The sequence below is a fragment of the Priestia sp. P5 genome (genome assembly GCF_029522155.1).
In the GTDB taxonomy this organism is placed as follows: domain Bacteria; phylum Bacillota; class Bacilli; order Bacillales; family Bacillaceae_H; genus Priestia; species Priestia megaterium_E.
This window is the reverse complement of the sequence record NZ_JAKWFJ010000001.1, coordinates 1,239,047-1,262,512: the sequence shown is the minus strand read 5'-3', so window position 1 is coordinate 1,262,512 and position 23,466 is coordinate 1,239,047. Positions and strand designations below refer to the sequence as shown.

The following is a 23,466-nucleotide window of genomic DNA, read 5'->3' as shown; positions in this document are numbered from 1 at the left end:
TTTTCCTTTCTTTAATAGAAATTCTATATAAATCCATAACGTAAAAATAAATATGAATTTACTTTCAACTCATAAATTTCTAATGCACTTGACTGTTCCTTAAACATATTTTTATTATTATGTAAATGCATACATTTTAGAGTTTTTTATTACATGAGCTAATTTTACCTGCTAACATCACACCATTAATAGCCTTTTATACTGTCTAAAAGTACAGTAACACTGTACTTTTCTTTTTATATACATACAAAGATATAGCGTTAAAATAAAGATAATAGGAGGTGTAAGATTCTCATGGCTGAAATTGAAGATCGGAAAACATTTGCAGAACTGTTATCTTTGGGTGTTAAAGAACTAAAACTTCACCCTGATTATAAGATTAAAAGGAAAAAAGGCGAAGATAGCTCACTAGGACAATCTTATATAGCTAATATCGCAAATGAACTAGGTGTATCTCCCAATACAATTAAAAGTTGGATAGGTCAGATGGGATTAAAATATATTCCTGGTCGTATTGACGATGGAAAGCTCTTCGGCATCATATGGATAATATTTAAAAAAACGGATATAGATATCAGTTGGTTCTCAAAGCTGATGGAAACAACTTCTATACCCACTCTTAAACCTGCTTTACCAGCTTGGGTGTCTTCGTGTCTGGAAAAGGCAAAAATATTAGGGGCGGACAACTCATTTGGTGCACCCCTTAATAAAGATATTGAGGAAGTAGTAAAAAAAATATTTCATAATAAACTTCAGACTGAAGCTGCTACTCCAAAGGAACATTTTACAATACATAACTTACCAGCACGCTGGTCAGGAGTTTTTATTGGAAGACACTTTGACCTGGAGGCAATTCGTCAGTGGGTAATTTCCCCTTCTCCATTATGTTTAATTTCCGGATGGGCTGGTATTGGAAAAACAACTCTTGCTCTTGAAGTAGCATATGCGTGTATTCAGAAGAATTATAGGGAAACAGAAAGCCTTGAGATGGATTGGCCAAACCTCAATTCTATAGTATGGTTTAGTGCTGACTGGAAGGGACTAACCTTTAGTGATTTTCTAAATACAATTGCTTACCAACTTGGACGGATAGAGCAAATCAACCGATCCATTGACGAGAAACGTTTTGTGGTTCGCAATGCATTAGCTAATTATGCAAAAGAAAAACCTGTATTACTTGTGATTGATAGCATCGATACAGCTGAAAGTGAAATTTATGAATTTATTACTAATCTTCCACAAGGCGTTAAAGTATTACTCACATCTCGCGAGAATCTACAGCAAAAATATAGAAACAACTTTAGAGATATAATAACCATTCAACTAAAGGGACTGGAAAAGGACGATGCTCTTAACTATCTTTCTTACGAAGTAAAACAACATATGAAAATGTCTAATTCATCGAACAAACAAGAACAAATGAAACAGTTATTAAATAGCCCTCTTGAAACTCGTGAACAACTCATTTCAGCTACTGCTGGAAATCCTAAAGCTATCGCTCTTAGTATAGCTTACATTGCAGATGATGACATTCCTGCTCAGCAACTTATTCAGGAACTAGGAAAAGCCGGTTACTCACTGTTGGAATTATTTGATTTTCTTTTCGGACGCACATGGGAGAAATGTAATGAAGATACTTTACATCTTTGGAAAGTGTTATGCTTTTTCAGCAAACCTCCTGACGAGAAAAGTTGGGCAACAGCGGCTGGACTAGACGCTCGAAAATTCCATTTTGCTGTTGATCAAATGAAATTATTTGCGCTTATCCAAGGAGAACGTATAGAAGGAAAAATCCATTATCTAGGTCATCAAACCGTAGTAACATATGGTGAACAACGATTGTTAGAAGATAAACAATTTGAAAATGTAGCACGTAAGCGTTGGAGCCAATACTATATCCAATATTTAGACAACTATTTAAAACGGGATCTTCCGGATTCGATTTATTGGAGTTATTTGCTTGGTCGTGATTTAGAGGAAATTAAGAAAGAATGGCCAAATATACTCAAGGTTATAAAATGGGCAAACGAATCCGATCAAAAAGAGCTTTTGATTGAACTGGTATTTCGCATAAGCCATTTTCTAAGTCGAATTAATTTACCGTTAAGGATTAAATATGGAAAAATAGCAGCTGATTATGCAAAACAACTTAGAAAACATACCTATGAGGCATTTTTTAGAATTGATACATTGGGTTGGGCATTGATGGAGGTCAATAACCTAGATGGTTCCCTACTACAAATAGATTCCGGTCTAAAAACACTAGATCAGTTAAGCTCAGACAGGTCTGATGTTTACGATTTGAAAGCTTGGGGACTTGCCTTAAAAGCAAGGCTCTTGTTGAAGAAAAATAATCCTAACAAAGCAGAATGTATTCTTGAAGAAGTTAGGGAGATCTTCACTACACAGGTGATTCAACATAGAATTTCATTAGTGCGAGGTGATCTATGTATGGTCTATAAAAATTATGGAGCAGCAATCCGATTATATGAAGAAGCTAATGAAATCAGTTTAATATATGGAGGAGAAAAGACCATTGAAGCTTACTTTAATTTAGGTGTAGCTTATGTCATTTGTGATATGCTTGAGGAAGCAGAAAAATGCTTTAATAGCCTTCTTTATCAGAAAGACAAAGCCAACCAAATTGAATTAATATACTATCACTATGGGATGGCCCAATTGCTATTACGAAAAGGAGAGAATATAGAGGCTTTACAATCTATCCAAGAAGCTATAAACCTTATCGATTCTTGGGGACCAACCATTAGTATTCGAAAAGAAGTAGAAGAATTCAATGAAGTTATTAAACATAATATTAGAGAGAATTAAGTAAAACAGCCACTTGTATGAAACAAGTGGCTGTTTGTTTGAATGTAGTGCTTCAATTAGGTTGAAATTTATCTGGCCTCTTATTTCTTCCAAGTTGATCACTCTTTTCTATTTGGCTTTCATTAGACTAACGCAATTACATCTATATAAAAGGATTATGTTAAAATTACTCTGGTTTCTCCACTAGTTGCATCTGAAAAATTTGAGTTGCTTGAATACCCCTTAAATTTGCTCGTGGTTATACTTATAGAATTAGTTACACTTTGATATATAGCTTAATTAATGGCTTCAAGGGCTTGTTTCAAATAATCCATTTCAGAGGTTATATCATCTATTTTTTGGTTTAACTGACTTACTTTATCAAGAGTATTCTGTGCATCCAATAAATTAATTTCTAACATCAAACGGCTTGCTTCACTCTCGAGTTCTAGTCTCTTTGCAAATAATACCTCACGCTTTTTTATAATTTCAGATTTTAAATTTTTAATATTGCTTTCTTTCATACTTCTACCTCACTAACTTGTAATAACAGTATTTTATTGAGATGTAAATTTCCCTATATAATTTAATAATTACCTATAGGGAGGTTTATGACATAGTTAAAGCTGCCTTTTTTACTTACAGGAAAACCACATTTATTTCGCATTTACATAAGATGAATAATAAGAACCCATTAAAATAAATTCCATTATTCACTTTCTTTGGATGGCGTTCATAAGTTCTTGGTGTTGACATTCAGATACATACTGAGTGTTCAAAAGCTTCCCTAACTGTTAAAAATAAATGTAAAATTCCATAATAAGGGAAATTTTAAATCATTTAGTTTTTTTTGCAGGAAAAGAAAGCGAAGTATATAAAAATAACAGTATGCATTAAAAAGTGTTAAGAACATTTTATTATCATTTTCTATCAGCACGAGAGCAATATTGAGAAAAGAGCTTATATAAGTCCGTGTCTTAAGTATGCCTATTATATAGAATGGGTTACTTAGTAACTAAGGGAAGGTGATTTATATGTTAGGGGAAGAAGATTTAAAAGTAAATTGTATATCAGCTGCTATAGGTTTACTCATCCAACATAACATTATCACTCACCAGGAACTGGACAAACTAACTAAAACAAATTATCACGTTTTTTATCATTTTCTCATGGATAAGCTAATTGAAGAAGAGTTTAGTAAGGATAGAGTTGTACAAACATAAATGCTTCAACAAAGAAAGAACCGCAAGATTAAAAGAAAAGATCTCCTATTTCAAATGTAATTCTTATAGGGCCCCTTACATATTAGACATATATAATATGTAAGGGCTTTCTTATTTATCAAAGCCTCCTATAGTTTAAATGTATTTCTTCACAATCTATCATTTGATCAAAGGAACTCTGCCAATAATGTTACAAAAAAAGTCCTCTCCTCGTTTCAGAAAAAGAACGTATATTCAGTGAATTTCACAAGCTACTTCCAAGTCTGATCCAGTTTATCTGAATAAAAATGTAAGGCTTTTTTATAACTTAGTATTTCATTGTCATTTGTCGTATGTAGTAAGCATTTCAGTAACAGTTCCATCGCTTGATTATGTTCTTTTAAATTGTACAAGGTCATAGAATAAAACACTTTAATTACATGATTATCTGGGAATAATTCCATCCCTTTTAAAAATATATCTTTTGACTTTTCATATTCCCCTAAGGCTCTATATGTGCTGCCCAACCCCAATACTGCACCTTCCATATCCTTAGAAGGTAACCCTATCTTTATGGCATTTTTGTAAAAGGGCACTGCCTTTTCTTCTTCTCCTAATATGTCAAAGCTCCAAGCACATTGATAGTTATATAAAGCATCGTCTGGACATTCCTTAACTAATTCACTTAGCAATTCGTTAGATTCTTTGTGATTTCCATTCTTTCGTAACGCTAATGCTTTATCAAGTTTGTTATTCATTACTTAGATCTCCCATCCTACTTTTCCCACTACTTATCTCTTAACATCCTTCCATATCCAGAAATTCAGCTTATTCGTTCACTTTATCGAGGTCTATTTCTTGCTTTAACTACCCTTAATGCTTAATTTTTAAAGGCTAACCCATTGGCCTGCAAAGCTGTTCTAAGTTTAGGTAAAGAAGCCGGCCCCATGCCATGAAATTGTAATATCTCTTTTTCACTAAATGTTGATAGCTGCTGCAAAGAAGTTATCCCCTTGCTTTCCAATACTCGTCTTGCTGGTGCTGATAGCATGGAAAGAAATCCATTGTCAGGTTTGCGTTCTTGCTCGCAAGTTGGGCAGGTCGGACAGCTACTGCTTTTATAATATTTGTGTCCTTTATGACAGATTCTTAGATTTCCTTTTTGGTTTTTCATTTTTAACCTCTCCTTTTCTAAAGAACTTTTTTAGCTTTTCTCCCCTGCCACTTCTTCAATGGATGATTTATGAAGGAACAAAACATCCTACGTATAGTAAACTAATTATCATTAAATGCTTGTTAGTCTCGTTTCAGGTAGTGCAGCTCCATTACAAATTATGCTAACACCTTACATGTTTGCGTTTGAAACCAAGCCTTCCTTTATCTATATCCTTTTGAATGCTTTCGGAAGCAAGAAGAATACTACTTTTTTTCTTATCCTTCTTAACTTCGACTGGACCTACTGCCCTTGCCGTTTCAAGCGCCTTCTCATGAAGTGGCAAATATGAAACACCGACTGTATAGATAAAATTATTCATAGCCGATTTCGTTAGATCTGGAGAATCGTGAATCGTATTTTCCACTTGATTAAGCATATCGGCAATCTTGCTTGTGCTAAATTCATCGTCAGGACGATTACCCAAAAGCCAGCAGTAACAACTCCATCCTGCCGACATTTTAAGTTCTTCATCGCTTATCACCCATCTATCAGCAACAACTTGCGCAAAATCGGTTTCTGACAACGTTACTGCAACTACATAATCGGACAGCATGTAAAAATACGCTTTATCGATCCAACGCTCAAAACCCTCCGCAGTCATCTCTGTTGGGTCTGCAATGATACCAGCAAAATACATAGCATCGTAATTGCCAGACGCATAAAGCTGCTCGGCTAAAGCCTGATTTTTCTTGATTTTCTTTGCAATCGGCTTCATTTTTCCTGTTGCCACCCCAAAAAGTGGATCGCGTGCACCATTGTTTATATAAGTCTTTTTAATTCGTTCCGTACCAAGCGCTTCAAGTTCTTCCATAACCATTTCAAAGTCCACCGTTCTGCACCCTCCTTCTTCTCCATTCATAATCTGCTTTTTATTTCCGCCAAAAAGTTGAACAGTCTTTCTTATCTAAGATATTAAACTCGATTATTTTTTTAAGTAATTCATAGTTTACTGGCTCAGTCCATAGAATTCGAAACAAGCCTTTGGTAGCGCTGTATCCAGCCTGGGCAATGTCATGCTTAAAGTGCACAATGCCTGTTTCTTCAGGTGAAACGCTCAAATGATGTTTCGCTGAGGCAAAGCCGACGATGAATGTTCCATGATCAGTAAACATTGGCGTATTCCATTTAATTTGTGGTTCCAGATTCGGGAAAGTATTAGCAATCCAAGCCAAAACCTCCTCTATTCGGTCACGGTGGTCAGGGCTATCTATACGCGCTAAATATTCTGCAAAAACTTCCATAGCATTTTCTCCTCAAATAAAAATTTTTTAAATTTACTCTACTTTTACACAAATGGAACATCAATCAGTTCACTTAAACTTATTTAATTTTCAATTCGAAATTGGCCATGTTTTAAATAAAATGTACTAATCATTTAATCCTTTTCCATTAAGAATGTTCGGAATGCATTTTTCAATCCTTGATTCTCGAGTCTTAGATTGTTTGGCCGCAGAAAAATGAAGAATATATGCTCTTTGCCGTCCTGGAGTCAATGTAGTAAAAGCCGTTTTTAAAGCAGGTATTTCATCAAATTTATGCTGTAGCTCTTCAGGAATAATGAGTTCTTCAGGCTTTTTAGCTTTGACTTTTAATCCGGCTTTTTCCACCTCAATAGCCTCATAAATATAAGCTTTCAAGATGGCTTCCTTTTCAACTATTTCTTGCACATTGGCAAACCGAATTTGTCGCGCCCCTTGTACATTCTCCGTTTGCTGGATTAGAATACCGTGAGAATCTTGTAACAGAGCACCTTTAGGAAACAGCAGTGCACAGTATTCTTTGAATCCATGTATCAAAACAATGTTTTTTTTCTCAAACGTGTAACAAGGGTTCATCCATTTATAATCTTCGCTCAACTCACAGTCAAGAACAATCTTTCTCAACGTCTCATATTCTTCTTTCCACTTTTTAGCTTTAGTTAAAAATTCATCAACCTTAGGATTCATTTTACTATTTGTCATCAAGAAACACTCCTATTCAATTTTTTAATCTGTCGCTCTAGAAATCATACAGTCAACCTTCAATTCATTTAATGGTGTTACTATTCTTCAAATGTAGGAAATGCCCTTCTTCAATTGACTTGATAGTTATTAAAATTATAAACATTTTAAGTGAATTTGCTCACTATAAAAAACGAACATCAATTAGTTTACTTAACCGCATTTTATTCTTTAATTTACATATGTCATCTATGAAGATAAATAAATTACTAAGAGAACCAACAAACTGAATAAATCCTGTCTTTGTTATGCATTGGCCTCTCTTATAGTATGTAAGATAGACTTGTTTATTTGTATGTTAGGCTTCAACCGATACCACTCTAGGAGTACAGTTTTAAGAATTTTTGGTGGGACAAATTATTCAGTTCAACAAAATATTCTAATTGCCATTTTTGTGTTTCTATAGCTTGTGTGCTAGTTGGTTTATCCCATATTGGATACACTCTAATAGCCATTTTACCTTTTGTGGTCTCCGTTTTAAGGATTTTTTGTTTTAAAAGAACTTCTTTTGGAAAAATGAATTGTCCAAATCTATTTGTACTAGTGAAGGTATTAATAACTAATAGATCGGTAGCTTTTCCATACGAAAAGGCCTGGTTTTTATGAGTCGCATCTTTTTCCCAAAAGGATACAAACTGCCCTACCTTGTTAGGGGTAGTTTTCGCCACCCTAAATCGTACAGATTTTGAATTTAACTGAAAGATACCAGCGCCATAAGCTGAATTCTGAGCTTCTTCTCGAATAGCTTTTATAGCGAAGGGATTGGGTTTATAAAAATTCTCATTTACATAGGTTAACGCCTCATAAAATTTCATTGTTTTTACCTCTTATGTTTATAGGCTTCTTCAATTAATAATAAGTGGTTTGTATGTCTTTCCTCGAAATTGCGTCTAAATATCTTAAATATTCCAAAATGTTATAGCAAAGCTATCCTCACCCTATAACACCTCTTGATCCCTCAAGCGTTGCTACCCTCTTAATGTAGTGAATATGCTACATATTAACTACATTTTTTTACTCTTGTTCTTGATCTCTTTGTATTACTGAAATACTTGGAGGTTCAGTTGAAACCACATCAATTATGTGATTTAAAGCATGTATCCCATAGTGTTTAAACGGGCCAGGATGTATATCGTCAGCTATGGTACCAACTTCAATAAAATCTAGATATCTGGACTTTGAATAAACTGCAAAAGCGCTTCCTTTATACATTTCATACTCATCTATTACAGTAAAACTTTCGTTTCTAACAGAGTATGCAATGTACCAATCAAATGTAAGTCGAATGATAGGAAGTGCGTAATCCACATCAATAGAGGCATATGAAGAAAAAGTGCTTTCTCCTGTTATCTCTTCAGCTGCATTTCCATTAATTTTGCAACGTTCAATATCCACTATTAACGCGTTATCCTCAGGTTCAAATATAGAGTTTAAATAAATACAGCCTTGATATTGAAGCAGTTTAGAGTAATTCATAAAGCCCTCCTTTTTTAAACTAAAGCATCGAGTGAGTTCAATAACAAGTAAAAAAGCGTTCATTCTTGGATTACATCTATTCAAAAATCCCTAACTTTAAACGAACTAGCAAAAAAATGACGCGTTATTGGTTCGCGGCAAGATTGTCTAAACTTTAGAAAATTATAGGCAGGAAGTTAGGATTTATTTTATCTTGAATATGATCTTTCTATGATCCTGCTTTATACGTTTCAAGCGCAGCTCTATTTTTCTATCTAACATTTTATGTGCGGTTTGGAAAGTTACACATATGAACAGTAAGATAATAGCAATAATTATAGCGTCTGGCACTTGAAAGCAAAAACATAATACTGCTAAAAGAAAAGATATAGTACAAGTAAAGTTGATTATCCATTTTTTATTTCTATGAGCTTGAAGACTTTTTTCAAGCAGCTGCTTTTGTCCTTCTTCCCTTTTTATATCTTCTGAATTATTGAGTGTAGAGTTCAATGTTATTTCTCCTTAGAAAACTAATTTTGTATAATTTGTATATTGGTTATCTTTTCCCTTTAAGATGATAGTATAGTTGGGGCTTCTAAAGAGAAAGCCAAATTTAATCAATCGTTTTGGCAAGCACATAGGCTTCTTTTACGCTGATTACAATATCCTCCAACAAGCTCATTTTCTCCTCTTCTTCAACGTTTGCGTTTAATAGAAAAAAATAAAGCACGGAATACCTTCATGTCGGTGCATATAATGACTCTATTTGGCAGCTACTCTTAATCGATCCAAGGAAACCATCAAAAAAGAACATTCGTTCTCTATATTATACAAGAACAAATGTTCTCTTTTCAATAAAAACTCTAAAGTTTTCCGAATTATTCCTATGAATAACGTCGAATTTATTATTTTATTAAAAAAGAAACACCTTATATATCTAGAGAAAGATATCGAGATAACGAAAACAAAAAAACATGAGAAAATGTTCTACAAAGCAAAATTTCGGAATGAAATAATCAACAAAATTTGCCATAATAAGTGAAGTAAGGAGGTGTATTATGTTTCGATTGTATGGAGCCTTAATTGGGCTTAGTTTAATTTGGGGTTTATCTTTTGTATTTATGAAGTGGCTGCTCCCCTCAGTTGGTATATGGGGAATTGTATTTTTTCGTTGTCTAGCAGGTGCAATCATCTTGCTCCCGTTTCTATGGTGGAAGCGTAGAGAAGTTAAAGAGAAACTGCCCTGGAAAGCGTTGATTGTTGTTGGTATATTTAACTGTGGTTTAGCCTGGGGATTAATTTCTTTAAGCGAAACTGAGATAAACAGTACGACTGCCTCCATTCTGAATGCAACCACTCCAATCTGGACAGGTCTTATCGGATTTATTCTTTTTTCTTATCGACTTACCGGACGTCAGTGGATCGGTATTCTTATCGGTTTTTTCGGGATACTCGTCCTTATGGATTTTCAATTTGGTCAGATTTTTGGGAACGGGTTTGTTGGAATTGGAACAATGCTTGTTGCCTGTATCTGCTATGGGCTTGCTGGGCAGTTAACAAAACGGTTTCTGTCTGAGGTGAGCGTGCTAACTATAACAACCTTCACCTTACTGACAGGTGCTATCATCGGTTTAGTTGGGATGTTGATTACCGAACCATTCAAATTAGATTTGTTGATTCATCCACTTCCGATTCTAGCAATTGTGGGTCTCGGCTGTTTTGGCTCAGGATTGGGTCAGTTAATCTATTTTTATATCAATAAAAATGGTGGCCCTGAATTAGCAGCGACGGTTACTTACCTGATCCCTGCCTCGGCCATGGTATGGGGTTATGTACTACTAGGAGAGACAATTACTCCAAACGTAGTCGTTGGACTACTTATTATCTTTACTGGCGTTTATCTTTCATCTAGGAAATCAAAAGGTAAAACTCCGCATGTCACTCTTGTTGGCACTAAACCAAATTAAGTAAGTAGATTCTATAATGTGAGTCTTTAAAGTTATCTTCGAGAGAGGAATTAAGAAACTGAAAGACTACGGAATATCATATATTTCAAATGAAATTCATCATATGTGATGATAAGACGTAATTCTAGTTGTTCAATCTTGTTTAAAAGGCAGCCCTCTATTTGGCTGCCTTTTTTATTTCAAGGCAGAAAATAATTTTAAAATTCCCTGCTAGTTATGCCATGCAACACAACAACAAACAAAAACGCTGAATTTATATATGTAACAGATTCGAGATATTTCCACCCAACACTCTATCTGCAACTTCTCCGCTAGATGTATGACGCTTAACGGCCTGTAAATTTAAATATGGATCTCCATATGAAAAATCTGAACTAAATAACGTTCTTTGGGGTATCTCTTTTATAGCCAAAGACAAGGCGTATGTTGTATAAAATGCAGATATATCTAAGTAAGCATTTTCAGTGTTTTTTATCAGTTCTATCGTTTTTAGCCAATGAATTCCGCCCATATGCCCGTATATAACCGGCACATTTTCATATTTTTGAGTGAGAAGAAATAATTTTTGAATATCCTTTAAATTCAAAGGATGAAAAGTATGTACCCAGATAGGCAAAGACAGGAAAAACCAGTTAAATTCTTTTTAAAATCGATTACGATTGTAGAATTTGACATACTTTGATCTAGCCTACTTAATCGCTTCAAGCGCCTGTTTCAGATAATCCATTTCAGAGATTATATCGTCTATCTGTCGGTTTAGCTGATTTACTTTATCAAGAGTATGCTGTGCATCCAATAAATTAATTTCTAACATCAAGCGATTTGCTTCACTCTCAAGGTCTAATTTTTTTACAAATAATTTCTCATGCTTTTTTACAATTTCATATTTTAAATTCTTTATATTGTTTTCTTTCATACTTTCACCTCACTGTTATGAATTTCGTATGGATAAATAATTAATTTTTGTTTATTTACGAAACTCTAACTATGCCGATGGATATTTCTTACTGATGCTTAAGAAAGCTTTTATGAAAATTCTCAAGAAGTTCACATGCCTCTAATGACAAAGAAATGGCTAAATACTTAGGATTGTGAAACTTTCCCCATCCACTATCACCTCCGAATTTTATAGCTTTGTCTTGTAAATGCTTCATTATTCTCCTCCATTAAGAGATATATTCTAACCTTGCTTATGTTCTAAGGTTTAATGTAACTATCAGTTATAATTCTTTTTCTTTAAATAGGGTCACATAGACAATCAAAAATCATTTTATATTTACACTACATAAGGCATATGCGTTCCATCTATATAATCGTTTGGAAAAGAGGAAACTTAATATCCTCTTTTTCAGCTAATTAACAAGTCAATAATTCAAGAAAATTCTTAGCTAACTCCTATGCTTAAAAAACTTACATATAAACAAAATATATCCAGATCAATTTAAACGTTTTTTATACCTTTAATATAATGATAGAGCCTACTATCTATGCTTTTCTCCATAATCATATTCATATGAACAACTGGAAGTTCTTTGTTATTTTTATCCTTCATTACAGCTTGTTGAACAGTATTTTTATCTGGAATAGCCTTACCTAAATAATAAAAATCGCTTCCTTCATCATCATCTTTTTTTACAAAAATATGAATATCAATATTATTTGTTTTTGCCTCAATAATCTTTTTTACTTCCTCTGACTTTAATGATCTGTTGCTTCTTGTATACCATTTTAATACTTCTCGATCCAAAAACTCATCGCCATACGCTACACTAGCTTCTACTTCTTCATTCTTATGATATGTAATGAAGATTGGACACGTATTGTATTTAGTTTTATAACCATACATAGTTGAACTTTCATCACTAGTCCAATTCAAAAGCTTACATGCATCTCTTCTTGTATATTTCTCATACAATGTTAGAGGCTCATTACATTGGTAAGACTTATTTTTTTCTGCTGCACTTCGGACAATATCTGTAATCATATTCTTGAAGTAGTTATTTGAATTTAAGCTTTTAGCAATATCCTTATTAAACACAAAGTACTTGTTTTCATCTAAAACAATAATAGGCTGTTCTCCATATTTAACCTTGTACACTTGTGTAAAGAATGATAAGTTAAAAATATTTTGTACTGAAGTTAGTGTATTTTCATCTACCTGACAATTAGATTCCTCTAAGAGATAGAGATACTTGTCAAAACTAATTTTCCCTTGATGTAATAATGTATCTAATAATAAGATCTCATGCTTACGTTTTCCATTTAATACTTCTAATGAACACATTGTTAGAACTTTGTTTTCGTACTCCGTTAACTGAGGAACATTTTCTTTAATTTTCACCAAAAATTGTTGATAGTTTGAGTATTTATTTACAATAACCATAGGATCGATTGAATGGTTTGCTACAAAATCATATAAATAGGGTATTCTACCAATCCTATTTTTCAACTCGTTGAAAGCCTCTTTTAATTGTTTCATCTCAGTTAAATTAGTATTATTAATAGCTTTAAAAATATGTTTTTTAGCTATTTCTTCAAAGTTAACTGTAGAAACTCCTTTAATATAACTTGTATCTTGCATATGTCTACGTATATTATCTTTGTTCTGCGATTTATCTCCCGAAAGAGCGATAGGAATTAAATAATTGTTTCTGTAATTCCCGATAAAATCTATAATTGTAACGAATTCTTTTAAAATATGTTTACGAAGTCCTCTTCCTAATTGTTGAATGAAAACTATACTTGACTGAGTTTTCCTTAACATAACAACTTGGTTAATACTTGGAATATCAACTCCCTCGTTAAAAATATCCACAGTTAAAATATAATCAAGCATACCGTTTTCTAATTGTTTTACTTGCTCTTCTCTCACTTTCTGAGAAGTGTCACCAGTTAATGCAACTGTACGAAACCCTCTCTTGTTTAATTCACAAGACAACTCTTGTGCCTCGTCTTTTCGACTACAGAATATTAACCCCCTAACTTTATCACCAGAAAAACCATAATATTGAATCTTTTCAATCATATGATTTATACGTTCTTTCGTAACAAGCTTTGACAAAATTGTAGTATCATCAATCAATTGTCCATTATATTCAAGATCTGTCACCCCAAAATAATGGAATGGACAAAGCATGTCCTCTTCAAGCGCTTCTTGTAGACGAATTTCATAAGCAATATTGTAATCAAATAGCTCATAAATATTAAAATCATCTGTACGTTCAGGAGTAGCAGTCATTCCCATAAAGAACTTAGGTTCAAAATAATTGATTACTTTATGATAAGACTTAGCACCTGCTTTATGAACTTCATCTATTAAGATATAATCAAATGTTTGAGGATCAAATTGATGCAGGGTACCATCTTTTGAAATACTTTGAATCGTAGCAAATAAATATTTAGCCTCTATTTGCCTATTAGTGCCGGATAAAATACCAAAGTCTTCATCCTGGCCACCAAGTACCTTTTTAAAGTCTGATTTTGCTTTATTTAATATTTGCTCTCGGTGAACAATAAATAACATACGTTTAGGATTAAAGCTTTTCACATCAAATGCTGAAAGGTATGTTTTCCCTGTTCCAGTTGCTGAAATAATTAATCCTTTCTTTTTACTAGCTTTTCGAACGGCCTCAATCTCTTGCAAAGCTACTTGTTGCATTTTATTTGGCACAATCCTTTGATTTTCTTCAATAGGATTGTTTTCATATAGGATAGAGACACCTGTCACCTGAGGTACTACCTTACTATAGGCAGCTTGAAGGTATACCTTTTCATAATCAGCAATCCATTCCTCCTTTAAAGGTTGAGAACTTCTCCAAACTTCTTCAAATTGATGCTGAAAGCTTTGGACAATTTCACCATCTTCATGTGAAGTTAACTTTATATTCCATTCATAATTCAGTTTAAGGGCGTGGGCAGTTAGGTTAGAGCTCCCTACAATTAATGAATAATATATATTATGTTTAAACACGTACCCTTTCGAATGAAAACCATGTAAATTGGTCAATTTTACTTCTACATTTGTAATCTTAAGTAATTCTCTAAATACCTTAGGTTGATTGAAATTTAAAAATGTTGATGTTAATATTCGACCTTTAATTCCTTTTCGTTTAAGATCCAGCAAATGAGATTTGAGCGTAGCTAAGCCACTTTCTGTAATAAAAGCAACTGAAAAAATAAAAGACTGACATTTATCAAGTTCTTCTAACAATGAAGTTAAGACATATTCATTATTTTTTACATCATTAATTAATAGTTTAGGTGTATAGCTCCCCGATTTAGTGTGTTTTTCATTAATGAATCCCTTATGTAAAGATGCTTCTAAGCTTTGAGTAAAATCCACTGCGTATTCTCCATTCAATATTAAATATTTAATTTAATTGTAATGTTCATTATTTTCCAGGGCAAATTTATATAAATCTAAAAGAGCTATTCACCAAAGTAAATAGCTCTTTTAGATTTTAACCATTTTAATTCATCAGAGACGCCTTTGCTAATTTCTCAATGGCAGGAATATCTGCAGGTGCCCACTCTAAAGAGCTTAACTCATTTGGAGGTAACCATTTAATTGATACATGCTCAGTTAGAACTGGATTTCCTTCAATAAGTTTGCAATAGAAAGTAGTTAAATGAACGATTCCAAAATCATATTCATAAACAGTATGTTCAACTTGTTCACCAATATGAACTTTACAATGCATTTCCTCATTTATTTCACGTCTTAACGCGTCTTGAGGAGATTCCCCTTCTTCTATTTTCCCACCAGGAAATTCCCATTTGTAAGCCAATGCTTTAGTTGGACCTCTTTGCGCACATAAGATCTTTTCATCTTCAACGATTACTGCCCCAACAACATAAATATCCTTCTTCATTACATTCTCCTTATATAGAAAATATATGATACCCAATTGTCACCTTAAATAAAATTTGGATATCTTTCTCTATTATAACTTAAAGAAAAAAACCTATCATCAATCCTCAAATTTCCAAGGAGTTTCAAGCATAGTGAAGAATTGAATCTACGATAAGAAGGAAGTTCAATCCCTTTTACTTTATGAGCAATAAGGACCCTGTTTTCAGATTTAAGGCATTAATTCTGCTAAAGTTATTGTTCCTACTTTCTTATTGAAAAATGATGGAACTATGGATTGAACTCTCTGGTTAGAAGAAAGAAAAAAGAAGCCAGAATCCAAATTGCTAATAAAAAAATAAGAGGTTTAATTTAAAGAAAAAACGGGAAAACAGCACCCATTTAAAACTAGTTTAATTCAATAAAATAGATAAAAGCAATAATATTGTCATATAAAATAGAAGAAATTGACGAATAAAGGGAAAATGTAGCTAACGACCCAGATTATTGTTGAAGTTGCCAGAAAAAGAGTTTAATATGAAATTGTTAGCAAATCTGACACACAAATATTGGGGGTAGGAGAAATGAAAAAAGTAACATTTGCTTTGGCGGCAGCGTTAACATTTGGGGGAATTGGTACCGTAGCAACTACAGCATCAGCAGAATCAAACGGTTTAGATAAAGACTGTTCTGATTTTAAAGGTAAGCCCTACCAAGAAGTAGTAGACTACTGGAATTCAAAAGGTTACACAGCAACAAACGATCCGGAGAGATTAGATGGCTGGGGTAACAAAGTAGACGATGGTATTCCTTGTGAAGCTCCATCTGACTATGATACTTCTAAGATTAACGGCATTGGCAAGAAAGAAGAAGCTACTTCAGAGGAAACAACTAAAGAAGAGACTACTACAGAACAATCCACTGAAGAACAACCTGCAAAAGAAGACACTGCTACTAAAGAAGACAATTCTTCTTCAGAGCAAAAAGCTACTTCAGACAAAAAAGAAGGCGAAGAGCTTCCTGAAACAGCAAGTAATAATCCACTTGGTGTAGCAGCTGGTTTAGCTGTTGCAGCTGCTGGTGTGGTAGTATTTACTCGTCGCAAAAATTCAAAAGCATAATATAAGGATATATAAAATAAAAGGGACGGGATTATTCCTGTCTCTTTTTTATAGAGGTGCAGCTATATGAGAATATTAGGCATTTGTCTATTTGTGATAGGTATTTCCCTAGCTGGCTATTCATTCTTTGAGTGGAACTTAGGAAGATCATCTTCAGAGACTTTATCTCAGAAGGAAATAAACCATTATGAAGTAAAAGAAAAAGAAGATGTAGGCCCACAAAGTACTGAAGTAAAACAAGAAGATTCAACTAAAAATGTGGATCTAGAGGAAGTCGATACGATGTCTCCAGAGAAAATGGAAGATTATAATTACAACAAAGGTCAAAAAGTAGCGAATCTTGTTATTCCTAAACTCGAATTAAAATATTCAGTGTATTGGGGAACAGATGCTGATACCTTGAAAAGAGGCGTAGGGATGTTTGTTAGTGATTTAACTACTACTCCAAAGGGAATGGGACACACAGTATTAAGTGGGCACCGCGACACCGTATTTACAAGGCTAGGTGAACTTAAAACGGGTGACAATCTAATTGTAGAATTTGATAATAAACTTTATAAATACCAAATTAAAAAGATATGGATTACACATAAAGAAGATCGGACAGTAATTGTTCCTAAAGATAAGTCTACGCTTACACTAACAACTTGCTATCCATTTGATATAATTGGAAAAGCACCTGATCGCTACATTATTCAAGCTGAAATGATAAATAACTAAAAGCGACTTACCATTAATAGGTATGTCGCTTTTTATTTTATTCATCTAGCTATTAAATTTGTTGAAGTTGAGTCCAATCAGTAATTAACTTGCCATCTATAACATCCTTTATAAGAATATCAATTAACAAGGAGTATTATATATCTTATTTAACAATGTTTTGAGTTGTTTAACCTCTTCATCACTTAATTGACGCGTAACAAAGAGATGAGCGTCTTTAACTAAAGGCGAAAGGGTCTTCTTTATCTCTTCCCCTTTTTCTGTAAGAAACAGATAATGTAAGCGACGATCTCGTTCACTGAACGTTCTTTTTATGAGTCCTTTTCCCTCCATCGCATAAATCATTTCTACGATAGTTGTTTGTTTTTTATCAATCGCTTCTGCTAGTTCTTTTTGAGTGTCTAGAACGTTAATAATGCTCCATCGCACTGGAGTCATGCCATAGGGCTTGAGCTTTTGCTTAAAATAATTCATTACTTTTACATCTGTACGATGAATAAGATGGCCTGTTAAATCAAGTAAATCCATAACGTCACCTCTGAAAGATAGAAAAATATAAGGCTTTATTAGTAGGCTATACCCACGCGTGATTTTATGTAATCGCTACTTTTTATTTGGCTAAATGTAAATTCTGCTGTATCTGACACGGATATTTCAGTCCCGCCCTCTGGCAAAAAATCATCGTCCACGCAATATTTACCTATGCTTTCTCCATCCGGCAAATACGTAGGACAGACAATCGTCCAGTCGAGGCTGGATTGTTTTAGCATAGTGTAAACTTTATGATGTTCTTTTGCTGCACGTACTGGCCTCCCTTTTGATTTCCTTAACTGATAACGCATTGATTGTGGAGTGCTTCTGCTTTGTAAGATACCAGCAGTTCCTATAGTGATAATCCGTTGTATGCCTTCCCTTTTCATTGCCTCGATAATCAGTGGCATACTTTCTGATAAAGTAGTGGTCCCATCGTTATTTAGTGCACTAATCACTACGTCAATCCCACCTATTGAACGGACAATATCATCTTCGTTTAAAACATTCCCTTGAATAATCGTTAACTTTTCATTAGTTATTTGGATCTTCTTTGGAGTGCGAACTAATACCGTAACGTGATGTCCGTCACGAAGAGCATGCTTCACTATTTGACTTCCAACTCGTCCAGTTGCACCTAAAATTAAAATATTCATGAGAACGAACCTCCAATAGTACTCTATACTTTAAAAGTTGTTAGATGATCTTTTTCAACAGCTAAAATAAAAACCACGAAGTAGATCGCGGTTTTTATTTCGCAGGTACCCCCTCTACTTTAACCTTAGCTGGTTTCGTGATTTTCCAACCTAGCAGGATAACAATGAAACCCATCATTATAAGAAGATATAATGTAGGAACAAAACTTCCTAGATAATCATGAAGAAATCCAATTATAAATGGACCCACCGAACCAATCATATATCCAATTGCTTGAGTCATTGCTGACCAATTACTTGCTTCTATAGGTGAAGCTGTCTTATCTATTGGTAACAATAAAGTTAGCGAGACAAGACCGCCGCCACCAATTCCTAAACATATACTTGAAATAATAGGTGTTACGTTTGTAAAACATAAAAGAGATAAACCAACAATCACACCGAGTGTAAAGAATGTAATCCAAAATCTTTTATTTGGCAGTACTCTCAGGAGACTAGGCAATAAAAGAGTAGCTGGCAGCTGTGCAATCATAGCTATTGTACCTGCAAGACCACCGAATGCCGGCGTCCACCCTTTTCCCTCTACAATGGCTGGTAGCCATGCTGGAAAACAATAAAATAACAGAGTTACAAGTCCTACAAACGACGTTAATAACCAGGCCTCTTTATTTTTTAATGGCAAGGAAGCCTTCCTCTTTTGTGCAAATTTGCTTGTAGGAGTATGAGATTGTTTTGTGACCATCAACCAAAGTGAAGAGCGAATAAAGCAAAAATACTCCAGAATGCTAATCCATTTTTCCATGAATGATTGAGCCAGTGTTGAAGCGGTGTCGTTAGCCCAATGGAAATAGATGCACCCACTACCATTGAAGTAGAATATATGCCTATCATCGATGCTGCCTTCTCTGGAAAGTAGCTTTTGATGAAACCAGAGAGCAAAGGACTTACAACACCAATTCCTGCACCAATTAATAAAGCCGTTATTAATAGGTACAGTGATGAATTTGTAAAGACACGTAGAACGGATGCCTTTATCCAAACGGCTCGTGCCCTTTTTACTGATGAAGATGCTTATGTATCAAAAAGAAAGGAATGGTAGAATGCCATTTGTAGTAGGTTATGGAATTGCAGTCATAGGAGCGATGATAGCTTATCAACTAAGCAAGGGAAAAACGAAAAAAAGACAATACATTGTTTGGAGAATAACGCTAATGTTAGCTATTTCACCCTTTTTGTCTTTCGCAATTGGTTTAACATACGCAGTTATTACAGAAAACGGATGGGCAGCCTTAATAATGTGGTATATCTTTCCGGTAATTTTCGTAACAGGACTTATAGTGTTATTGATTGGTATTTTCCAGAAAAAAGAACAAAGAAAAGAAGCAGATCTTTAATTAAAGGTCTAGTTCAGTTATTAATTTTATACTTCTGGATTTTTGATTGGGAAAAGTTAGTTACTCAGATTGGTTTAATTACTTGGATCGTTTCAATTGTTTTAGGAATCGTCATATATTTTATCTATTTAAAGTTATCTTTAAAAGATAAGAGCAGTATAGCTAATAAAAGAGTTGTATTATGTTCTACCCTATTAACGATTGCATTGGCTATGGGTGCCCTGCTAATTGAATTTGTTACAAGTTCAATGCTTTAAATATCTTTTGACTACCTATATTATGTTAACTAGAAAGGAATAGCTACTGCCATAGCATCAAATGCTGTTCCGATTACTAAAGTATTAAAAATTAAAAAAGCTGTTAAAGTTGCAGGTGGTGCAACTAAATTTGCTAACAAACTTGTTAAATCTTATGATTACTATTCAAGAATTAAAAAGCCTGGTCGCAGAGTTGCTAAATACTCCAAAACAACAGCTATAAAATTGGCGTTGAAAAAGACAGCTAGAGCTACACCCGATGCTTTTGACGCATTATACGCGAAAAAGCTACCTTTGGGGAAGATAGCTTTTTTCTACTGATAAATAAATTAGGTTGTAAGTGGAGGCCTAAAAGACTTCTTAAGTAGTTTGCTCATTATATAAGTTTTTATCAAAGTTATTTTATTACTCAATTGGACCAAGCATCTGTTGGGCCATATCTTTATACTCTTGCATCCCAGAGCTTTTAGCAAACTCAGCAACCGTAATCGCCTGTGTTGTTGATAACTCTATTATATGCTCTTTCATAAGGGGCCACGCTTTCCCACCTGCTTTCTCGTATGCAGTAATAGCTTTTTCCAATCCAACTTCTCCAGTGAATAAATAGTGAGCAAGGAAATCACGAGATACATCTGTAACAGCTACTTCGGTCCAATCTATTAAGCCAGTGACCTCTGCTTGGTGATTAATCAAAATATGCCCCGGATGAATATCGCCATGGCTAAGACCGGTATAGTTTGGCCACATATCATCATTAGCTACCCAGGCCTCCCAACGATTTAACAGATTATTACGCACCTCATATTCATCTTTTACTTTTTGCATTTTTTCTTTCATTAACTCTCTTGCTTCAGTTGCCGTATAAATCTTAATACCAGCCTTCTCTACTACGTTTGTTGGCAGTTGATGTAACTCTGCTAACATGCGCCCGAATGATTCGTAATATGTGGACGGAATATTTTCTATATCTAAAACCCACTCGTAATCTTGAATTTCAGGATTAATGGTACCCACAGGCACTCCGTCTAATGCTTTATAAGCAATGAGTTCATCGGTGAAAATTTCCCAATCGGGTGCTTGAATAATTGCATATCGATTTACAACATCTAAAACCATCTTTTCTTGATTGGCTTTTGCCATAGAGTCTGGTCTGCGCGGGATTCGTAAAATCCATTTTTGTCCCTGCTCATCCTCTACATGAGCAACTTGAAAATCTAAGCCTGATTCATTCAATTTTATTGTTTTTTCGATTACATTTAGGCCTTTTCTTTTCGCTAATTCTTTAATTTTTAGTTTATTCATCTTAATTATCCCCCTATAAATGTTCAAGTTTTTTTCACTTTGTTCGTTGCCCTTTTATTCTCTACAGCTCTTCTTCTCACAACTAATGTTATTAATTAATAGCTATTTATCAGTATAGATCAACAGTTAGAAACACAAAAAAAGCTGCAGAAATCTCTGTCTGCAGCTTAAAGTAAACAAGTATCAACGTCCATGTACTCAGTAATACCTTGAAGAAACCATAACAGTGGATTGTTTAAGGAAAATGAGTACATTTTTAGGTATAACAAAAGAAAGATAGATGAACCCACCTTTTCTCATGTCACACATTGCTATGTCCGTTGAAGATTATTAAAAATGGACAGACTAATCCTGTTTACTCTGCAAGTATTAAAACAGAGCCTTTGAACATATTAAATTAATTGTTCAAAGTACGGATACGCAATCTAATTGAAGCAGTCATTTTTAATAATCCTCCTTATTGTAGAATGCTTTCATTTTATAACATAAAATTATTATTTTCAATTCCCCGATAAAAGTCTATTTTACTTATCTAAAAGGTCTATTGCTAGAAGTAAGGTTTGCACGAGAATTAACATATTAAGTGGTACTTATCAAAAGATATACTCTATAAAGATTTATACTAATACTCTTTCGACAATACGTTTTATGTTAACTAGAAGGAAATATATAAATATATACTTTAACACCGGTACATATAGGGGAATTAAGTATGGGACTATCTTTTTATAATGCCCAAATATGTTTTGAAGGTATAATCTGCGGATCGTTTATAGAAATAAGAATTACTTTCATAGCTTTGTTCGTTATATATGCAGCTTACGAAGCAATTTATAAAAAATAAGTAATGCATTCAAAAAAGCGCCCTTTTTATTTAAGAAAGGCGCTTCTACAGATTCTTTATCCTTCAATCACAAAACCAATTTTCCCTAATTGTTCCCCTTTTTCTAATCGCACAAATGCTTCTTCATATTGATCAAGTGTATACATTCTATCAATGACTGGTTTGATGTTATGAGTTGTAATAAACTCGATCATTTCCTTGTATTCTTTCCCACTCCCCATTGTAGAACCTAATAAATTATATTGTCCATAAAAGAAAGTTCGCAAATCAAATTGAACAACATCCCCGGCAGATGCACCAAAAGTAACAATAGTGCCTCCTTTTTTTAGCTGTGCAAGAGATTTGTTGAAGGTAGCTGCTCCTACGCATTCGATGACAAGGTCCACTTTCTCCCCCTCAAGCGCTTTCTCCCAATCTCCATTACTATCAATTGCCTTATCTGCTCCAAGTTCAAGGGCCTTCTGCCTCTTTTCTTCAGACCGCGACGATACATATACGGTCGCTCCTGTAGCCTTTGCAAGTTGCAATAGAAGGGTTGCAACCCCACTTCCAATACCTGGGATGAACACCTTCATTCCTGATTTCAATTCACCTCTCGTAAAGAGTGCTCGGTATGCAGTAAGCGCTGCTAATGAGATAACACCTGCTTCTTCCCAACTTAAGTGGACTGGCTTTGGAACCACATTCTCTGCCGGTATAACCACATATTCAGCAAAAGTTCCATTGGATGGATGACCTAATACTTGAAAACTATCTGGAGGTGCCGGCGTATTCTCCTTCCAGCCAAGACCTGGATTTATTATAACTTCATCCCCTACTTGAATGTTTACAACTTCTTTCCCTACTTCGTCAACAATCCCTGCACCATCTGACCCGAGTACTAAAGTCCCCTCTGTTGGTTGATGACGATTAGTTACAAAAAGGTCACGGTGATTTGTGCCAACAGTTTTAAGTTTAATCCTTACCTCACCTGCAGCAGGATTTGGTGAATCAATATCACGTATTGAAAGTCCTTCTAACCCAAGTTTTTCTGCATGAATTAATGCTTTCATCTAAACTCACTCCTATTAAATGTTTCTTATGTGAATCATTTTTTAGAATTTTATGATTTCTTTGACACCCTAGTATAAGACCAATTACCAAA

27 protein-coding genes are annotated in these 23,466 nt (G+C 34.2%); 7 read left to right on the top strand and 20 right to left on the bottom strand.

The genetic code is table 11. From position 1 onward, the window contains the following. Positions 1 to 294 precede the first annotated feature (294 nt). Positions 295 to 2,829 carry an NACHT domain-containing protein gene (locus MMB69_RS06685; protein ID WP_277447421.1) on the top strand — a complete coding sequence of 845 codons (2,535 nt, stop codon included), beginning with the start codon at positions 295 to 297 and terminating at the stop codon, positions 2,827 to 2,829. Positions 2,830 to 3,104: 275 nt separating this feature from the next. On the opposite strand, the gene MMB69_RS06680 is transcribed toward MMB69_RS06685, so the two are convergent. Beyond that, entirely contained in the window at positions 3,105 to 3,332 is a 228-nt protein-coding gene (locus MMB69_RS06680; RefSeq protein WP_221812783.1) for a hypothetical protein, read from the bottom strand. A 510-nt stretch (positions 3,333 to 3,842) separates the two neighbouring features. Between MMB69_RS06680 and MMB69_RS06675 the strand changes: the two genes are divergently transcribed. Further along, complete coding sequence (locus tag MMB69_RS06675; protein WP_014458940.1) at positions 3,843 to 4,031, top strand: hypothetical protein; 189 nt, start codon at positions 3,843 to 3,845, stop codon at positions 4,029 to 4,031. Positions 4,032 to 4,282: 251 nt separating this feature from the next. Here MMB69_RS06675 and MMB69_RS06670 read toward each other — a convergent pair whose 3' ends face one another. The 8 genes from MMB69_RS06670 to MMB69_RS06635 form a co-directional block, all read right to left on the bottom strand. Further along, positions 4,283 to 4,768 carry a tetratricopeptide repeat protein gene (locus MMB69_RS06670; protein ID WP_277447420.1) on the bottom strand — a complete coding sequence of 162 codons (486 nt, stop codon included), beginning with the start codon at positions 4,766 to 4,768 and terminating at the stop codon, positions 4,283 to 4,285. 122 nt (positions 4,769 to 4,890) lie between these two features. Further along, positions 4,891 to 5,184 (bottom strand): RNA polymerase alpha subunit C-terminal domain-containing protein, encoded by a 294-nt coding sequence (locus MMB69_RS06665; protein WP_277447419.1) that lies wholly within the window; start codon positions 5,182 to 5,184, stop codon positions 4,891 to 4,893. A 163-nt stretch (positions 5,185 to 5,347) separates the two neighbouring features. Continuing rightward, complete coding sequence (locus tag MMB69_RS06660; protein ID WP_277447418.1) at positions 5,348 to 6,055, bottom strand: DNA alkylation repair protein; 708 nt, start codon at positions 6,053 to 6,055, stop codon at positions 5,348 to 5,350. 40 nt (positions 6,056 to 6,095) lie between these two features. Beyond that, on the bottom strand, positions 6,096 to 6,467 hold the full coding sequence (locus MMB69_RS06655; protein ID WP_277447417.1) for an iron chaperone: 372 nt from the start codon (positions 6,465 to 6,467) through the stop codon (positions 6,096 to 6,098). Between the two features lie 126 nt (positions 6,468 to 6,593). Further along, the gene (locus tag MMB69_RS06650) at positions 6,594 to 7,187 is read right to left on the bottom strand and encodes a YdeI/OmpD-associated family protein (RefSeq protein WP_277447416.1); all 594 of its coding nucleotides are present in this window, start codon (positions 7,185 to 7,187) and stop codon (positions 6,594 to 6,596) included. 359 nt (positions 7,188 to 7,546) lie between these two features. Further along, positions 7,547 to 8,041 (bottom strand): MepB family protein, encoded by a 495-nt coding sequence (locus MMB69_RS06645; protein WP_221812789.1) that lies wholly within the window; start codon positions 8,039 to 8,041, stop codon positions 7,547 to 7,549. Positions 8,042 to 8,240: 199 nt separating this feature from the next. Beyond that, a complete protein-coding gene (locus MMB69_RS06640; protein ID WP_264408270.1) occupies positions 8,241 to 8,702 on the bottom strand; it encodes a hypothetical protein in 462 nt (153 codons plus the stop codon). A gap of 183 nt (positions 8,703 to 8,885) precedes the next feature. Then, positions 8,886 to 9,191 carry a hypothetical protein gene (locus MMB69_RS06635; protein ID WP_064471965.1) on the bottom strand — a complete coding sequence of 102 codons (306 nt, stop codon included), beginning with the start codon at positions 9,189 to 9,191 and terminating at the stop codon, positions 8,886 to 8,888. A 548-nt stretch (positions 9,192 to 9,739) separates the two neighbouring features. On the opposite strand from MMB69_RS06635, the gene MMB69_RS06630 reads away from it, so the two are divergent. Then, entirely contained in the window at positions 9,740 to 10,648 is a 909-nt protein-coding gene (locus MMB69_RS06630; protein ID WP_269871509.1) for a DMT family transporter, read from the top strand. Positions 10,649 to 10,901: 253 nt separating this feature from the next. Here MMB69_RS06630 and MMB69_RS06625 read toward each other — a convergent pair whose 3' ends face one another. From MMB69_RS06625 to MMB69_RS06605, 5 genes are all read right to left on the bottom strand, one after another. Continuing rightward, the gene (locus MMB69_RS06625) at positions 10,902 to 11,264 is read right to left on the bottom strand and encodes an amidohydrolase family protein (protein WP_277447415.1); all 363 of its coding nucleotides are present in this window, start codon (positions 11,262 to 11,264) and stop codon (positions 10,902 to 10,904) included. 72 nt (positions 11,265 to 11,336) lie between these two features. Continuing rightward, positions 11,337 to 11,564 (bottom strand): hypothetical protein, encoded by a 228-nt coding sequence (locus MMB69_RS06620; protein WP_164796082.1) that lies wholly within the window; start codon positions 11,562 to 11,564, stop codon positions 11,337 to 11,339. A gap of 88 nt (positions 11,565 to 11,652) precedes the next feature. Next, complete coding sequence (locus MMB69_RS06615; protein WP_416234888.1) at positions 11,653 to 11,802, bottom strand: nucleoside triphosphate pyrophosphohydrolase family protein; 150 nt, start codon at positions 11,800 to 11,802, stop codon at positions 11,653 to 11,655. A gap of 287 nt (positions 11,803 to 12,089) precedes the next feature. Then, positions 12,090 to 14,990 carry a DEAD/DEAH box helicase gene (locus tag MMB69_RS06610; RefSeq protein ID WP_277447414.1) on the bottom strand — a complete coding sequence of 967 codons (2,901 nt, stop codon included), beginning with the start codon at positions 14,988 to 14,990 and terminating at the stop codon, positions 12,090 to 12,092. Positions 14,991 to 15,117: 127 nt separating this feature from the next. Beyond that, positions 15,118 to 15,519 (bottom strand): (deoxy)nucleoside triphosphate pyrophosphohydrolase, encoded by a 402-nt coding sequence (locus MMB69_RS06605; protein ID WP_164796084.1) that lies wholly within the window; start codon positions 15,517 to 15,519, stop codon positions 15,118 to 15,120. Positions 15,520 to 16,081: 562 nt separating this feature from the next. Here MMB69_RS06605 and MMB69_RS06600 point away from each other — a divergent pair. Beyond that, entirely contained in the window at positions 16,082 to 16,618 is a 537-nt protein-coding gene (locus MMB69_RS06600; RefSeq protein WP_269871505.1) for an LPXTG cell wall anchor domain-containing protein, read from the top strand. 66 nt (positions 16,619 to 16,684) lie between these two features. Next, entirely contained in the window at positions 16,685 to 17,338 is a 654-nt protein-coding gene (locus tag MMB69_RS06595; RefSeq protein WP_269871504.1) for a class D sortase, read from the top strand. Positions 17,339 to 17,461: 123 nt separating this feature from the next. Here MMB69_RS06595 and MMB69_RS06590 read toward each other — a convergent pair whose 3' ends face one another. From MMB69_RS06590 to MMB69_RS06575, 4 genes are all read right to left on the bottom strand, one after another. Beyond that, on the bottom strand, positions 17,462 to 17,866 hold the full coding sequence (locus MMB69_RS06590; protein WP_277447412.1) for a MarR family winged helix-turn-helix transcriptional regulator: 405 nt from the start codon (positions 17,864 to 17,866) through the stop codon (positions 17,462 to 17,464). Between the two features lie 38 nt (positions 17,867 to 17,904). Continuing rightward, a complete protein-coding gene (locus tag MMB69_RS06585) occupies positions 17,905 to 18,525 on the bottom strand; it encodes an NAD(P)-dependent oxidoreductase (RefSeq protein ID WP_277447411.1) in 621 nt (206 codons plus the stop codon). A gap of 94 nt (positions 18,526 to 18,619) precedes the next feature. Beyond that, positions 18,620 to 19,267, bottom strand: a complete 648-nt coding sequence (locus tag MMB69_RS06580) for an MFS transporter (RefSeq protein ID WP_333473945.1) — start codon at positions 19,265 to 19,267, stop codon at positions 18,620 to 18,622. Further along, entirely contained in the window at positions 19,267 to 19,416 is a 150-nt protein-coding gene (locus MMB69_RS06575; protein ID WP_269871501.1) for a hypothetical protein, read from the bottom strand. The genes MMB69_RS06580 and MMB69_RS06575 overlap by 1 nt, the downstream gene beginning before the upstream one ends. 28 nt (positions 19,417 to 19,444) lie before the next feature. Between MMB69_RS06575 and MMB69_RS06570 the strand changes: the two genes are divergently transcribed. Both MMB69_RS06570 and MMB69_RS06565 read left to right on the top strand, forming a co-directional pair. Next, the gene (locus MMB69_RS06570; protein WP_269871500.1) at positions 19,445 to 19,624 is read left to right on the top strand and encodes a hypothetical protein; all 180 of its coding nucleotides are present in this window, start codon (positions 19,445 to 19,447) and stop codon (positions 19,622 to 19,624) included. Position 19,625: 1 nt separating this feature from the next. Next, the gene (locus tag MMB69_RS06565) at positions 19,626 to 19,919 is read left to right on the top strand and encodes a hypothetical protein (RefSeq protein WP_277447410.1); all 294 of its coding nucleotides are present in this window, start codon (positions 19,626 to 19,628) and stop codon (positions 19,917 to 19,919) included. Between the two features lie 662 nt (positions 19,920 to 20,581). Here the strand turns inward: MMB69_RS06565 and MMB69_RS06560 are convergent. Both MMB69_RS06560 and MMB69_RS06555 read right to left on the bottom strand, forming a co-directional pair. Further along, a complete protein-coding gene (locus MMB69_RS06560; RefSeq protein ID WP_277447409.1) occupies positions 20,582 to 21,478 on the bottom strand; it encodes a macrolide 2'-phosphotransferase in 897 nt (298 codons plus the stop codon). 900 nt (positions 21,479 to 22,378) lie between these two features. Beyond that, positions 22,379 to 23,374: a zinc-binding dehydrogenase gene (locus tag MMB69_RS06555; RefSeq protein ID WP_277447408.1), complete on the bottom strand. Its 996-nt coding sequence runs from the start codon at positions 23,372 to 23,374 to the stop codon at positions 22,379 to 22,381. Between the last annotated feature and the right edge of the window lie 92 nt (positions 23,375 to 23,466).

Coding starts and splice junctions, on each gene's coding strand:
- MMB69_RS06685 (WP_277447421.1), top strand. CDS start 295: ATGGCTGAAATTGAAGATCGGAAAACATTTGCAGAACTGTTATCTTTG.
- MMB69_RS06680 (WP_221812783.1), bottom strand. CDS start 3,332: ATGAAAGAAAGCAATATTAAAAATTTAAAATCTGAAATTATAAAAAAG.
- MMB69_RS06675 (WP_014458940.1), top strand. CDS start 3,843: ATGTTAGGGGAAGAAGATTTAAAAGTAAATTGTATATCAGCTGCTATA.
- MMB69_RS06670 (WP_277447420.1), bottom strand. CDS start 4,768: ATGAATAACAAACTTGATAAAGCATTAGCGTTACGAAAGAATGGAAAT.
- MMB69_RS06665 (WP_277447419.1), bottom strand. CDS start 5,184: ATGAAAAACCAAAAAGGAAATCTAAGAATCTGTCATAAAGGACACAAA.
- MMB69_RS06655 (WP_277447417.1), bottom strand. CDS start 6,467: ATGGAAGTTTTTGCAGAATATTTAGCGCGTATAGATAGCCCTGACCAC.
- MMB69_RS06650 (WP_277447416.1), bottom strand. CDS start 7,187: ATGACAAATAGTAAAATGAATCCTAAGGTTGATGAATTTTTAACTAAA.
- MMB69_RS06645 (WP_221812789.1), bottom strand. CDS start 8,041: ATGAAATTTTATGAGGCGTTAACCTATGTAAATGAGAATTTTTATAAA.
- MMB69_RS06640 (WP_264408270.1), bottom strand. CDS start 8,702: ATGAATTACTCTAAACTGCTTCAATATCAAGGCTGTATTTATTTAAAC.
- MMB69_RS06630 (WP_269871509.1), top strand. CDS start 9,740: ATGTTTCGATTGTATGGAGCCTTAATTGGGCTTAGTTTAATTTGGGGT.
- MMB69_RS06620 (WP_164796082.1), bottom strand. CDS start 11,564: ATGAAAGAAAACAATATAAAGAATTTAAAATATGAAATTGTAAAAAAG.
- MMB69_RS06615 (WP_416234888.1), bottom strand. CDS start 11,802: ATGAAGCATTTACAAGACAAAGCTATAAAATTCGGAGGTGATAGTGGA.
- MMB69_RS06605 (WP_164796084.1), bottom strand. CDS start 15,519: ATGAAGAAGGATATTTATGTTGTTGGGGCAGTAATCGTTGAAGATGAA.
- MMB69_RS06600 (WP_269871505.1), top strand. CDS start 16,082: ATGAAAAAAGTAACATTTGCTTTGGCGGCAGCGTTAACATTTGGGGGA.
- MMB69_RS06595 (WP_269871504.1), top strand. CDS start 16,685: ATGAGAATATTAGGCATTTGTCTATTTGTGATAGGTATTTCCCTAGCT.
- MMB69_RS06590 (WP_277447412.1), bottom strand. CDS start 17,866: ATGGATTTACTTGATTTAACAGGCCATCTTATTCATCGTACAGATGTA.
- MMB69_RS06585 (WP_277447411.1), bottom strand. CDS start 18,525: ATGAATATTTTAATTTTAGGTGCAACTGGACGAGTTGGAAGTCAAATA.
- MMB69_RS06580 (WP_333473945.1), bottom strand. CDS start 19,267: ATGGTCACAAAACAATCTCATACTCCTACAAGCAAATTTGCACAAAAG.
- MMB69_RS06575 (WP_269871501.1), bottom strand. CDS start 19,416: ATGATAGGCATATATTCTACTTCAATGGTAGTGGGTGCATCTATTTCC.
- MMB69_RS06565 (WP_277447410.1), top strand. CDS start 19,626: ATGCCATTTGTAGTAGGTTATGGAATTGCAGTCATAGGAGCGATGATA.
- MMB69_RS06560 (WP_277447409.1), bottom strand. CDS start 21,478: ATGAATAAACTAAAAATTAAAGAATTAGCGAAAAGAAAAGGCCTAAAT.
- MMB69_RS06555 (WP_277447408.1), bottom strand. CDS start 23,374: ATGAAAGCATTAATTCATGCAGAAAAACTTGGGTTAGAAGGACTTTCA.